This window comes from Candidatus Dependentiae bacterium, assembly GCA_018266175.1.
In the GTDB taxonomy this organism is placed as follows: domain Bacteria; phylum Babelota; class Babeliae; order Babelales; family RVW-14; genus JAFEAY01.
The window spans coordinates 17,318-31,218 of the sequence record JAFEAY010000009.1 but is presented as its reverse complement, the minus strand read 5'-3'; the positions used below and the strand labels follow the sequence as shown (position 1 = coordinate 31,218).

11 protein-coding genes are annotated in these 13,901 nt (G+C 39.5%); 4 read left to right on the top strand and 7 right to left on the bottom strand.

Features of this window, described 5'->3' with window-relative positions; genetic code table 11:
- Positions 1-33: 33 nt before the first annotated feature.
- Positions 34-744 (top strand): hypothetical protein, encoded by a 711-nt coding sequence (locus JST56_02285; GenBank protein ID MBS1987798.1) that lies wholly within the window; start codon positions 34-36, stop codon positions 742-744.
- Positions 745-760: 16 nt separating this feature from the next.
- On the opposite strand, the gene JST56_02280 is transcribed toward JST56_02285, so the two are convergent.
- Together JST56_02280 and JST56_02275 are read right to left on the bottom strand one after the other, a co-directional pair.
- Positions 761-1,870 (bottom strand): alpha/beta hydrolase, encoded by a 1,110-nt coding sequence (locus JST56_02280; protein ID MBS1987797.1) that lies wholly within the window; start codon positions 1,868-1,870, stop codon positions 761-763.
- The gene (locus JST56_02275; GenBank protein MBS1987796.1) at positions 1,857-2,942 is read right to left on the bottom strand and encodes a hypothetical protein; all 1,086 of its coding nucleotides are present in this window, start codon (positions 2,940-2,942) and stop codon (positions 1,857-1,859) included. The genes JST56_02280 and JST56_02275 overlap by 14 nt, the downstream gene beginning before the upstream one ends.
- Before the next feature lie 208 nt (positions 2,943-3,150).
- Between JST56_02275 and JST56_02270 the strand changes: the two genes are divergently transcribed.
- On the top strand, positions 3,151-4,068 hold the full coding sequence (locus JST56_02270) for an ankyrin repeat domain-containing protein (GenBank protein ID MBS1987795.1): 918 nt from the start codon (positions 3,151-3,153) through the stop codon (positions 4,066-4,068).
- Positions 4,069-4,244: 176 nt separating this feature from the next.
- Here JST56_02270 and JST56_02265 read toward each other — a convergent pair whose 3' ends face one another.
- Positions 4,245-6,713: a UvrD-helicase domain-containing protein gene (locus JST56_02265; protein MBS1987794.1), complete on the bottom strand. Its 2,469-nt coding sequence runs from the start codon at positions 6,711-6,713 to the stop codon at positions 4,245-4,247.
- Positions 6,714-6,803: 90 nt separating this feature from the next.
- Between JST56_02265 and JST56_02260 the strand changes: the two genes are divergently transcribed.
- Positions 6,804-7,604 carry a hypothetical protein gene (locus JST56_02260; GenBank protein MBS1987793.1) on the top strand — a complete coding sequence of 267 codons (801 nt, stop codon included), beginning with the start codon at positions 6,804-6,806 and terminating at the stop codon, positions 7,602-7,604.
- 57 nt (positions 7,605-7,661) lie between these two features.
- On the opposite strand, the gene JST56_02255 is transcribed toward JST56_02260, so the two are convergent.
- The 4 genes from JST56_02255 to atpD all read right to left on the bottom strand — a co-directional run bounded on the left by JST56_02255 (position 7,662) and on the right by atpD (position 12,289).
- Positions 7,662-8,963, bottom strand: coding sequence for a hypothetical protein (locus JST56_02255; GenBank protein MBS1987792.1), 1,302 nt, complete (start codon positions 8,961-8,963; stop codon positions 7,662-7,664).
- Positions 8,964-9,064: 101 nt separating this feature from the next.
- Positions 9,065-10,420 carry a hypothetical protein gene (locus tag JST56_02250; GenBank protein ID MBS1987791.1) on the bottom strand — a complete coding sequence of 452 codons (1,356 nt, stop codon included), beginning with the start codon at positions 10,418-10,420 and terminating at the stop codon, positions 9,065-9,067.
- Positions 10,421-10,570: 150 nt separating this feature from the next.
- On the bottom strand, positions 10,571-10,828 hold the full coding sequence (locus JST56_02245; GenBank protein ID MBS1987790.1) for a hypothetical protein: 258 nt from the start codon (positions 10,826-10,828) through the stop codon (positions 10,571-10,573).
- Positions 10,829-10,840: 12 nt separating this feature from the next.
- Positions 10,841-12,289 (bottom strand): F0F1 ATP synthase subunit beta, encoded by a 1,449-nt coding sequence (gene atpD / locus JST56_02240; protein MBS1987789.1) that lies wholly within the window; start codon positions 12,287-12,289, stop codon positions 10,841-10,843.
- Between the two features lie 286 nt (positions 12,290-12,575).
- On the opposite strand from atpD, the gene JST56_02235 reads away from it, so the two are divergent.
- Positions 12,576-13,805, top strand: coding sequence for a hypothetical protein (locus JST56_02235; GenBank protein ID MBS1987788.1), 1,230 nt, complete (start codon positions 12,576-12,578; stop codon positions 13,803-13,805).
- Positions 13,806-13,901 lie beyond the last annotated feature (96 nt).

The following is a 13,901-nucleotide window of genomic DNA, read 5'->3' as shown; positions in this document are numbered from 1 at the left end:
GGGGGCGATTTTTTACTGGGAGAAGGGGATATAATGAAGAAAATTGATGATGTAATCAGAACACTCGATGCGCAAGTTGATAGGCATGTTGCGCCCGCAAAGAGTTTTTTAAAAAAATATTTTACTATGTTTAGCTCAACAATGTTGCTTGTTTTAGCTGCAATTTTTATTTTTAGGGTTGCCAATAACAAGCCCTATTTTATCGCTTCCGTGATGAGTGAAGATTTACAAAAAATGGCAAAAATTTTTAAAAAAATTGATTCGCATTGCAACATTCTTAATATTTCATGCGAGCGTTGTTCAATCGATTTTTTGACGGTGGAAAAATTTGTTGGATCAGAAATTGGCTGCCTTAATCTTGCGTATCCTGAAAAATGGAAAGGTCCGTATATCCCTACTAACCCGCGCATTCAGCAGCGGCATTATGAGTTGGTGAATATTGATGAAGGGCTTTTCATTATTCCTGGAAATGGAGTCCAACTGCCTACTGGTTATGAAATGGGCAAAGATATTGTTATTTCGCGCACAACTCCTATGAAAAAGCTGATCGCTCAGGGTGGCATGCTCAATTACAAGGGGCAAGCGCTTGCCTGCCATCTGGTTTTTAAAATAGGGGATTGGGATTCACGCAATACCCCTGAAGAGCTTGAGCGCGTAAACTCTTTGTTCAAAGAATTTAACGAAGCAATGTCGTTCACAATGAATGAATATCAAGAAAATTTAACTGAACCATTTTGTGTATAGTTTTTGCTTTTTTTATTTAAAGCCATGAATCAAATGAAAAAGAGTAGCACACTTCAAAGAGTGAACTCTTATTTTGTTTTATTTTTGAAGAGATCGCTTCATCTTGAAGGTTTTTGTGGACCATGCTTATGGCTGGTTGATATTCATCAAGATTTATTCCTGCTGCCAAAATTGGATCATATGGAATGTTCCAATGTTTAAAAAAAGCGTGAACAACTCGAGCATAGAGAAGTCCCTGAGGTCCTTTAAGGAGTGATGCATGTTTTCCGTGATCAAGCTCAAGTAAAAATATCTTAGTATGTCCAGACTCCCGAAGTTTATTGTAAAGATGCCGAGAGTTGTTAATTGGAATGATAGCATCTTCTTTTGAGTGGACTAATAAGATGGGGATATCTTTGCTGATATTTTCAATAGCATCAATTGGTTGAATGCCGTCCATCTGGTAGCTTGTAAAAAAATTCTTCATAATCATAGAAGCATGATGTTCCGGATCTATACTTGGAAATAATGGTCTTATTGCTTCAAGAATAAAATGAATAACCTGAAAAAGCATTACATTCTTCATAGATGAAAAAGGCGATTCTAAAACGAGGCAACCAACCTTTTTGGCAATCGGCTTGGTCCCTAGCGTTGTGATCCAGGTTGCAGCACCACGTGAAACGCCAAAGCCAATAACCGTTTGGTTAGCGGCATTGTTAATTGCTTTAAGAAGTTGATCAATATCATCACGTTGCGCAAGATGTGTGAGGAAAGGGTTGGGAATACTGCCATAGATGCCAAGATTAATGAGAATATCCTGAAAATTAAATGAAATGATATTATGTTTTTCTGTATCAAATAAAAAATTCCATGTACTAAAATTACACTTTTGATTGTGATAAAAATAGCCAAGAAGATGCTCTGTTCCTTTGGTGTACTGCAGATGGCCCAGGAGGCCGTTACCACCAAATCCATGAGCATAAATGACCGTAGTTTTGGTTGGGATTTCAGGTTTATGTAAGTCGGTTATAATTTCTTGATAGGTGTAGCCTGCGGATGTTTTTTCAGGCAGTACACTTTGAGGTTGAGCATTGTGGGTAAAAAATGTGGTGATGATCGTTATAAGAAGTGATTTAAACATGCACATGTATAAGCCCGCCAGAAAGATAGTTCAGAAGAGCAATAAGAGCTTTAGTTCTTGAGTCAGCATCTGGGTTTATTGCTTGAGCATGTGCAAGATAGAGTTCTGTGCCCATTTCAATACCCGGAGCAATATTCTGAACCGCTTGAATGAGCTCTGAATTAATACCAACACATTCTTCCCAAAGCTTGGTTGCATCACTTTTTCCTCCTTCAACATGAAAGGGGACGAACATATTCATCAATTGATTCATATAAATATGATCAGGCTTGAGTGCGTGCGCAGCTGCTCGACTGAACGATTTTTTAAAGGATAATCTTCCAATTTGGTCACGATGTGTTAACAGGTGGCTTATTGCTTTAGTTGCAAAGCGGCCAATAATGCCACCAATACCGCCAGCAAGTAAAACAACGGCCTGTTTTTTTGGATTTACTTGTACAATATTTTTTTTGAGATCTTGAAATGCGGGCGATCTTCTGAGCTGGTTAACAAGCTCTTGGATGTTTGCAGTTCGATTTTCCTGGCTTGATTTATTTGCAGGAAAATCTCTCGCTCCTTGCACGAGTTGGTCAAGTGTTGCATTAAGCTGCGCTGGGTTATCCTGAGGAGCTGTATGGCAGCTATAACCCTTGCGTGGATCAAATCCATCAACTGATATTCCTCCAATGCTGAGCATTGGCTTGCCTGAATTTGTATTGCTCCCGACGTGAATATCGATTGGGTCTCCATTAATTACTTTTGCAGCTAGTGCATGTCCAAGCTCATGGCATAGGGTAGTAATAAGTAATGAACCATAATTATCGGCGAAGTTTTTTAATAGATTGTATCCACTGTATTGCTCATTGAGGATCATTTTACTGTGCTCATCAGCAGATAGCGCAATAAGCTCACAAGTCAAAATTGAAAGAAGCGTCTTGAGGAGCGCTATTGATGAATCTGAGCTTTCAGCTGTTGCTGTGGATACTTGCTCATAAGGTGTGGTTATCTGAGGATTAATATTGTTGGGTTGTGCTCTGAGTAAGCTGTTCCCAAGAATAAGAAAAAAAAGTAATAAGCAAAAGTTTTTTAATGTTTTCATACAGGTTTTCGCAGTAAAAATATTTTCAGGCTGAAAACTTAGATGGTTTTGTTTAATCTATAAAGAAGCTTAATGTAGTAGCTTGTGGTTCTATTGTCAAACGCTATTATCGCTAGATTTAATTGACACGACCTTCTGATTTTCTATACTCAGCACCCAGTCATTTTTAATATGAAAAATAAATACAGTTTATAAAAGGGTTTTGGTTATGAAAATTAGGCTCAATTTATTCTTGAGTGTTCTTATGGGGATTAGCTGCTTTGATGGAAGTGTGAATGCTATGCAGGCTTTAGCTCCTTCTTTTCCTCCAGTCTCGCGGCCTCTTCGAGACATAATTATGTATAAAGATGAAACAAATCAGGCGCAAGTTGAGTTGATGCATCAAGAAATTCTTGATGCTTTGGCATCAGGCAGAGATATTAATGAGCGTGATGTTATGTGTCATGATACACCTCTCCATAGCCTTATTCGTTTTTCTCAATGTGAATTATTAAGTACGGTTGAGCTTCTTGTGTGTAACGGCGCAATGGTTAATGCCCAAAATAGTGATTACAGAACACCGCTGCATTGTGCGGTTGAGCATGGTTTTGTTGAAATTATCAAGCTTTTGCTCGGAAAGGGGGCATTGCCATTTGTATGGGATAGGCTTGAACAGACCCCTTTGCACATGGCTGTTCAGCAAGAAAAATTAGAAATAAGTACACTTTTTTTAGAACATCTTAGATCCCACGCAATACCGGTAGATATCAGGGGTGCTCATCTCAGAACTCCCCTTCACGAGGCGGTAATAACGGGTAACCTTGCTCTGGTTAAATTGCTTATTGCCTATGGTGCAAACGTTAATGAGCGTGATCGACATGGCAGCACGCCGCTTCATCTTGCTATTGCATATAATCGATTTGAGCTTGGAAAAAACTCTCATGAGCAGGTTATTATCGAATTAATCGATGCACGAGCATTTCCTAATGCGCAAGATGATATGGGCTGGACTCCTTTACACTGGGCTTGCTTTAATATGCATCATGCTGTTTGTCGATACCTTTTTAGCAGAGGTGCTTATCACAATATTGTAAGCAGAAAAGGTGAAATTCCCGCGCAGCTTTGGGGTATTCAAAAGAAAAGTTAATCCTATAAGTTGATGAAAATGGGAAAAAAATGAAAAATATTTCGGAATATACTCCGAGATATTAGGCAAATCAAGAAATTAATTTGATTGGGAGAGCCACGCCTGAACACGGATATGATGTACTATTATTCCTGCTAAGCTTTTAAATAGTATCTGCTTGTGAAGATTTGATTTTTCTAACCCTTGCTCAAAAAGCTTGAAAGAATCTTCTTCTTACCAGCTCTAAACAAGGCGGTGATGTAATAGTCATCGCCATCAGCTTTTTCAACTAACACGATAATCCCGGTTCCAAATTTCGCATGCTGCACCGTCTGGTTCTTTGCCCAGCCTCCACCTGAAAATGAAGAGCTCGGTACGCTCACCGGTGCACTGCTTTGCGATGTCTTATTCGATTGTGCGGTCCCCGTTGGGCGTGATCCCATTATTGATGAACGAGATGTAGGTTTTGTTGATGGTCTGGATGTAAAACCGTAAGGCTGTAAATTTGATGTTGAACGAGGAGTACCATAATTTTTGGTGTGATTTTGGATTGAATTATTATTGTTTGTAGAGCTTGGTCGTGATGCGCTTGACCGGGAAGGGCTTTGATTAAAAGTAACCAAACTGCTTTCAACTGGTACACCGCCCAAAAGGCGCGTGAAAAAGGGTGACATTTGGCTTGGGTACATTTTTTCAATATCGGCATGCATTACCAAACCACTCGGCATTTCGCTGACAAAGCGAGAAGGAACTTGATCAACAATTTGTCCAAATGTGTTGCGAAAATTGGCACAAAACATCAAGAGATATTCTTGAGCACGGGTGATCCCCACATAAAAGAGTCGTCGTTCTTCTTCAAGCGCATCAGGTGCATTGAGTGAGCGAGAGCTTGGCAAAATTCCTTCATCAAGGCCTGAGAGCAAAACAATTTTAAATTCAAGACCTTTAGCGGCATGAAGCGTCATCATCTGCACTTGGTCGCCATCTTCCTCATCATGAATTTGTTCTTGAAGGAGCGTTACTTCATGTAAGAAATTTTCAAGGGTTGCCTGTCCTGGGTCTTTACGGGTGCTTTCATACAAGCAGACCGACTGAAGCAACTCTTTAACGTTTTCAATTTTTGTTTCAGCCTCTTTTGCATCAAACGAAGTGCGTAGATAATTCAAATATTCGGTACGATTGATGATGTGTTGGAGTGCCTGGTTGGGCAACATATCTTTATCAAGATCTTGAAAGAAGGATATAAATTCTTGAATTGAGGCCCGCTTTACCCCGGTTTCGTGCTCAGTCATAATCGGAAGAAGTTGCTTGAAGTCAAGAAAGCGTTGTTGCTGCCAGGTGTTAATTAAATCTTCTTCAAACTTTTTGCCAAGACCACGTGTTGGGCAATTGATAACACGCAATAGGCTGATTTTATCGTACGGGTTGGTAATCAAGCGTAGATATGCCAAAAGGTCTTTAATCTCTTTACGTTCATAAAAACGGATACCACCAATTATTTTATAAGGAATCGCATGGTGAATAAGTGCTTCTTCAATTGAGCGCGATTGAAAATGAGTGCGGTACAAGATCGCAACTTCGCTTCGCGTTGTTGATGAGGGCAGTGACTTTAAAAAGAGCGCAATTGCTTCCGCTTCTTGTTCAGATGAGCGGCATTTTAAAACAATAATACGATTTTTTGCCTGTTTATCGGACCATAAATTTTTTGGATTACGGAGTCGATTATTGGAAATAACGCTGTTGGCAACTTGTAAAATTGGTTCAACGGACCGGTAATTTTGCTCAACTTTAATCATAGTAACCGGTGCAAAGTCGTTTTCAAATTTGAGCATGTTCGTGACCGTTGCGCCGCGCCATGAGTAAATTGATTGATCCTCATCACCAACTGCACATAATGAATCGACTGCAAATTTATTTGAAGTATCAAGTCCCATGTACTTGAGGAGCTGGTGTTGCACATGACTTGTGTCTTGGTATTCATCGACTAAAATGTGACGCACTCGTTGCTGAAATTTTGCTCTGAATTCATCATTCTTTTTAAAAAGCGTGAGCACTTGCAAAATCAAGTCATCAAAGTCGAAACAGTGTGCTTGTGCTTTTTCTTCTTCATACGTTGCATAAACTTCACGAAGCATAGGCGTTGCAAATTCTTCAATGCTCATACCCATAAATGCTTTATTTTTTACGTTGGAAATTTGGGCGCACAGTTGTGACGCTGTTGCAAATTTACCCAAGTTATGTTGTTTCACAATTCGATTGATCAGTGCTAACTGGTCATCCGAATCAAGGATAGAAAATTGTGCATAGGGCAGAAGTGTTGGATTTGATCTGAGCAAAAGCAAACAATAGGAATGAAAAGTTCCAACAAATGGAAGTGCATACTGACCCTGAAAAAAACGCTCAAGTCGTTCTTTCATCTCACCGGCGGCCTTGTTGGTAAAGGTAAGGGCAACAATGCTTTTTGGTTGAACATCTTCATTCAAAATAAGATTTGCAATCCGTGAAGTAATAATTCTTGTTTTGCCCGATCCTGCACCCGCAATAACAAGAATGCCGCCGCTTTTTTGCAGAACAGCTTTTTGTTGTTGAGCATTGAGTTGTGCCGATAAAAAATCATTAAAAGACTGAGTGAGTGAGTGGTTCATAATATGCAATCGTTGTTTCATACTTCTATTTTCTTGCAAGTTTGGCTATTGTAACACATCAGTTAAAAAAAAGCGCATAGTTATCCAACATCTTTGTTTTCAAGGAGTAGTATGTTTCTAGTCCCAGTTTTTTTAATAATAAATCTTCTTTGTGTGGCGTCTACAAATGCAATGAGCAATGACAACAATAGTTTTACGTGCTCTATTTGTCTACAAGATATGATTCCTCGAGGGCAAAATGATTTTGAAATTTTAGCTCAGGAGTGGGTAGAATCGCCCGAGCTTGTTGAAATGCTGGATGAGCTTGAAAATATCTTGAAAAAAAATGCAAGTGCTCAGGATTATCTGACTAAACTTACATGGGAAATGCTTGACAATAAGTTGGAAGATAGATCTGAAATTGTTCAAAAAAGAGCATTGTATTCTGATGTGGATATTATTATCCGAAATCTTGTGGTTGAGCGGCTTGAGTGTCATTCTTCGTCGATGCCTCAATTTCATGTTGGTTGTTTGAAAAAAGTTATTTTGGAAAACAAGCCTTGTCCAATGTGTCGGCAAGATTTTGATCAGACAGTACGAGAAAATTTTGGACTGCTCCTTGATGATGCGAATCATAAAAGAAAGAGTTGGATTGTGTTAATTGTCGTTGGAGTTATTCTTACTGGTCTATTTTTAACACATGATCAATTGTGGAGTTTTATAAATAGTACTCCTGCCTTCAGGCTATTACAGTTGTCACTTGTATTTCTCCCAGCAGTTTTATGTACCATGCGCTTTCAACCTCCAGGAAGAACATTGCATGAAGTTGAAGCATGGTTAGATGGCGAGGATATGTTAGATGGTCAGAGTCCTACTCGAGAAGAAAATGAAGCACGGAGTAATTTTGATTTTGATGATGACATTGATATCTGAACAATAAAAAAGGGCTGGTGTAAAATCCAGCCCTTGATGCGTTTTAGGCGCAGTATTTTACGAAAGAATTTGGCCTGAATCCGTCAACTTCTTGTTGGTACGGCCAACATAGAGTGCAATCAAAATCCAGAATCCAACGATTCCAAGTGAAACAATGGAGCCGTAGAATATAAGGTTAGCCATCACTCCACCGAATGAATCGCTGATACCAGAGCCAACTGCTTTTGCAGATCGTCCGCCGAAACCGTCGATCCAACCTTTAGCTTTGAATTTGACGTCTTTACTGGTTGGAAGGTACATGATTTCTTTGCATGGGTTATTCAAAGCATAGCTCAAGCTCTTGATCGCAACCATTGATCCGAAAAGAACCCAGAGTGAAGATGCTGACCAAGCATAAAGAATAACTGCTGCAACGCAGGTTGGGAACATAACCAAGCAGAAGGTCAAACCGAATCTTCTGATGAAGAATGATGTTCCAACAAATGCAAAGATCAATGCGATGGTGTTGGTGCATTGTCCAAAACGTGCCAAGAAAACAGTCATTTTCTCTGCTGTGTCATAGGTTTCTGATGCTGCAAATTTCAATTGGAAGTCAAGAATTGTTCCAATGATCTCATACAGAGTTGCAACACCAAGAATACCCATCAAATATGGACGGGAGAAAAGCAGTCTCAAGCCTTCAGTAAAGCCTGTACGCTTTTTATCACCACCAGCATCAACAGTTGAGCTTGGAAAAACTTTTGTGAAAATGAAGACCAATACTGGAACTGAAAGAATGCCAATACTTACCACGGTCGCAAGGAATGACATTCCAAGTTCGACTGCGTAGGTAGCAAGTGTTGGTCCTGCAATGGTACCAATTTGTGTACCAGCAATAATCAACCCAAAGCCTTTTTTAGCTGAAGTTGCGTCGGTGCTGCTGTTAACAAATGACCAGAAAAGAGGAACGGTGAGTGAGCCAAAGCTCTCAACACCAAGGTAGATGATCCATCCAAGGAGTCTGTCTGGTGATGCTGCAGTGTTTGCTGTGCCGATGGTTGGGTGCATAAGCATATAGGCAATGATTGCAAACAGTGAGCCATATGTTCCACAGATTATGTAGAAAAGCTGATGCTTTTTGTACATATCAACAAGTTTTGAGTAAACGAGAATCAAAACAAAAACCGTAACGAATGAGAGGATCTTTGCACGAGGTATGTATGATGCGCCAACAATCTTTGAGAAAAGACTGTCTTTAATTGGTCGCATCAACCAGTAGGTGCCAAGAATGAACATGCAGATAGCAGAAAGCATGCCAAATTTTTTCATCTCTTCAGGGGATAAATCGCCCCATAATTTTCGAACAATCCACGCAAACATAAAAGTAACTCCTTAAAAAATGAGTAAAATACCTATCTAACCAATAACTTTACGATTATATCATCTTTGATAAAAATAGCTAAAAAATGCAACTAAAAACGTTATTCAATCAGCTTATTCTCATCAACAGCTTTCTTGAAAACATTGCCAATAATATTTGCAAGCAATGTCCAGAGGCCAATAATTCCAAGCGTTGAAGTTCCAATCAGCACGATGTATGGTCCCATCAGGCGGTTGATAATTGATCCCCCTGCTTTTGCAAATCTCATGCCGAACATATCAATCCAAGCTTTGGATTTATACTTGATGCTACGAGATGTTGGAATATACAACACCTCTTTGGCTGGTTGATTAAAGGCATAATTTAATGCTTTAGCAATAAGCATGACACTAAAAATTGTTGCGAGCGTTGGAAATACCATGTAGTACGCAATTGAAAGGCCCAAAAGTATCGGATAGGTAATTAAGCAAAAGCGAATGCCAAATCGACGTTGAAAAAATGATGTTCCAAACAGACCGAATAGGCACGCAATCAATTGAACTGCAAGGGCAAAGTTAAAGAAAAAGAAATTTCTGGCACCAGGATCAGTGTACGTTGCGTTGACCAAAAGCGACATTTGAAAGCCCATAAGTGTTGAGATAAGTTCTTGAAAGGAAATCAAAAAGAAAATTCCGGTAACATACGGATGTGTAACCAAAAGTTTAAGCCCATCAAGAAATCCAACCCAAGAATCTTTTTTAAGTGGTTCAGCCTCTTCTTGTGCTATTTGATCACTGTAGCCGGTCAAAGCATTCTTCTCAACAGTTTGAGTCATGATGTAGACAATTACCGGCATTGCCAAAAAGGTCAAAATGGAAATAAGTGCAATAAATGGCGCTCGTTCAGCATAGCGCGTGGTATCATACGAAAGAATATTTCCCAAAATAATAAAGAGAAATGCACCGAGTTGTGTTCCAAAAATAATCAGACCATAACCCTTTTTAGCCGACTCAGGTGTTGTCACATCGTTAATAAAGGACCAGTACAGAGAAAGCATCAAAGAGATATAGCTTTCAACAAAGAGGTAAAAAGCCCATCCGAGTATTCGTGAAGGGTCAACCTGAGTATTTGCAAGGCCAATAGTTGGGTGGTAGAGGAAATAAACTAATACCAGTCCAACAATTGTGTAAAACCCAACAAAGAAGTAAATAAGCTTTTCTTTTGCAAAGTGGTCAACAAGCTTTGAGTAGAGCAATACGATCGGAAAGAACAGCAAAACTGAGGCTATTTTTGCTTCAGGAAGATGCATTGGACCAATCATATTGATGAAAATACTTTCTTTGAGCGTTTTAAGTGGCCACCAGGAGCCCAGCAAAAAGAAAAAACCTGCAGCTAAAAGAGTAAACTTTTTCAACTCACTTGGCTCAAGATCTCCCCATAGAAATCTAATGAGTTTGTGCGTTACGTTTGTTTTCATAAAGAAATAAAGACCCCGAGATTTTTAGTATCTGAATAATTTTTGATAATTCATCTGAATGTGTTGACGCCTTGCCTAAGGAAACATATTTTTGAAAGATTCAGTGTATCAGAAGGGGTGAAACAGTCAAATGAAACTCATGTAAAAAAATTATGCATCAAGGAGGATAACCGCTTTATTCTGGCTTATATTGAAAATACCCCCGTTTACCTGCAGCTGAATTGAGGTTCCGTCGGATAGTTGATAGGTTACTGTGCTCTTTTTTTTTATAACCGATATGAGCGGCATGTGCCCATATCCGATAAAGCAGCTTCCCGTTGGGCTTTCTATTTCTAAGCCGGTCACCAAGAAGGTCTTATGGGCAGTAGAGCTGATTATTTCAAGACTAAAAGACTGCTCTTTTTGCATGAGTTTGAGATCCTAGGTTGAGAGTTTACATTTCTCTTGGGCCTCTTCCAGTGTGCCAACCATATAAAAAGCTTGTTCAGGCATGCTGTCGCATTCGCCGCTAATAAGCTTTTCAAAGTCTGCAACGGTCTTTTCGCGTCGAACATAACGGCCCTGTAAGCCGGTGAATTGCTCTGCAACAAAAAGTGGCTGAGTGAGGAAACGCTGAATTTTTTTTGCTCGATAGACAATAATTTTGTCAGCATCAGAAAGCTCATCCATACCCAAGATAGCAATAATGTCCTGAAGCTCTTTGTATTTTTGTAAGATGCGTTGAACTCTGCGTGTCACTTCGTAATGTCGTTGCCCAACAATATTTGGTTTAAGTCCATTGGAGACCGACTCGAGAGGGTCAACCGCCGGGTAAAGCCCTGATTGTGCAACTTTTCGAGAAAGTACGGTGCTTGCATCTAAGTGTTGAAAAGTGGTTGCAGGCGCTGGATCTGAGTAGTCGTCTGCAGGAACATAGACCGCCTGAATGGAGGTAATTGATCCATTTTGAGTGCTGGTAATACGTTCTTGAAGCATGCCCATTTCGGAGGCCAGTGTTGGTTGATATCCTACAGCTGATGGCATACGTCCAAGGAGTGCTGAAACTTCTGCCCCAGCTTGAACGTAACGAAAAATGTTATCAATAAAAAGAAGTGTATCTTTGTGTTCTTTGTCACGGAAGTATTCAGCCATGGTCAATCCTGTGAGTCCTACCCGCAGGCGTGCGCCGGGCATCTCCCCCATCTGACCAAAGACCAGAGCTGTTTTATTTAAAACGCCAGATGATTTCATTTCAAGCCAGAGTTCGTTTCCTTCGCGGGTCCGTTCTCCTATTCCAACAAACACCGAATAACCGCCATGCTCGATTGCAACGTTTCGGATAAGTTCTTGAACAATAATGGTTTTACCAACGCCAGCACCACCAAAAAGTCCAATTTTTGATCCTTTGATGTATGGGCAAATCAAATCGAGAACTTTGATGCCGGTTTCAAGAATTTCTTCGCCTGTTTTTTGTTCAATAAGGCTTGGTGCATTTCGATAGATAGGCCATCGTTTTGTATCCGTTAATTGTGAGGTACCATCAATTGTTTGTCCTAAAACATCAAAAATATGTCCAAGGACCTCTTTGCCAACAGGAACCATAATTGGAGCGCCGGTGTCGATAACCGGGATGCCGCGCATAATTCCCTCGAGTGGCTCAAGAGCGATGCAGCGAACAATTCCATCGCCAAGATGCTGAGCAACTTCAAGGCTGACGGTTTTAAGCTGAGAAATCTTTTGGGATGTTTCAGGAACTTGAATAATAAGTTTATTTAAAATATCAGGGATATTTCGTTGATCAAATTGGACATCGACAACGGTTCCACTGATACGCAGCACTTTTCCAGGAAGCCGAGTTTGATTGAGAGCAGTGGATTGCGAATTATTCATGAGTAGAATTTTGAACCTCATTTTGGTTTTTGCTATTGGCAGAGTATTTCACTTTATGGTGTAACTCACCTGACGATGTAACTCAAAGTATTGAAATAACGCGCATTTGTAAAGAATGTATAATAAAATATTTGCATGAAATAATCTCTCATATGTACTGAACTTATGCACCCGCTTGCACGTTTTGCTCAACGAGCTAAGCTGAAAACATGCTATTTTTTTTAATAATAAAATAGCATGTGGGGGTTTGGTCATAATTTAGTTTTTTGTTTATTGAGAGTTATCTATGCGCTTATGTTTAATATTTTCTCATATTTTCTTGTTTTGTTTGGCATTTCAAGCATCTGTTTTTTTGAACAACAGCTCTTTATCACATGATTTTGATGATCAAGGTGATTTGCAACAAGAGACACCTCAAAATAAATCGGACAAAAAAACTTCTCATAGAATAATTGTTTTTATTCATGGAACGATTTTGCCTGCTCCATCTTTAAATGGTTTAAGAAAAGTTGCAGCGCAAGCTCTTACAGACGGTACAAATAAACCTAAGATTTTGTATCAAAGCTATCTTGATGGCCGACGTCATAAAAGAGGTTTTTATGGCTATCAACCATTTGGTGAAAAAGGGCTCACTCACATTGAAGATGTTTATTCTGATGAGTGCAGTTACACTGAAGCATCAAAACTGTTACGTGATATTTTTGTTCAAACTAAGAAGGCAGACGATAGTTTTCAAGAGTCTTGCTCCTGCTATACCTTTGGTTGGGACGGCAGGCTTGAGCATGAAAACCGAATCGAATGGGCCAAGTGTTTGTACTCAGCATTGAGTGATGAGGTAAAAAGCGTACAAGAAACTTGTGGAGCGGATGAAGTCGAAGTTGATATTTTTGCACATAGCCACGGTGGAAATGTTGCTCTGAACATGGCTCCAGTGCAACAAGAATTGTCAGGTGAATTGTCAATTAATCGCTTAGTAATGCTTGGAACTCCGGTTCAAGTTGAGACAGAAAAATATGTTTTGGATCCAATGTTCAAAAATGTTTATCTCTTTTATTCTCAAGGTGATATGATTCAAGTTTCTGACGTTTTCTCGACTAAAGGCTTTTCCAAGAGGCGATTTGACGGTGAAGCTGAAAAAAATAAAGTGATTCATGTTGAAGTTCAAATTGATAAAAAAAATCCGTCTCATAGCGAACTTTGGTCCTACGGAATGGTTGGGCAAATGCTGTATCGAAAAAGCTTGAGTATTTATCCATTTCCGGTTGTTGCATTTGTGCCAGAAATTTTTAAAACATTTCATCAAGAACTTGTTCCTGGAGCTACAGTGTGCATTGATATCTGTCGTCAATTACGGTATCGCAAAATGATCGGAGCGCAAGAGCCGCTAGATATTATTTCTATTTTATGTCTTGAACCAAATTCAGGGATTCGAAAAAGTGCAATAATCTCAGTAGGAAATATTCCTAAATCAAATAAAGTGTTTCTTGCTCTTCCTCCACGCGAGGTTTCTTCATAGAAATAAATTGATTAACGCGAACTCGATCATTTTTGTAATCAATTTTACTCTCTTACTCCAACTTCACAAAAAATTTTTGTTAACATTACACCAGGA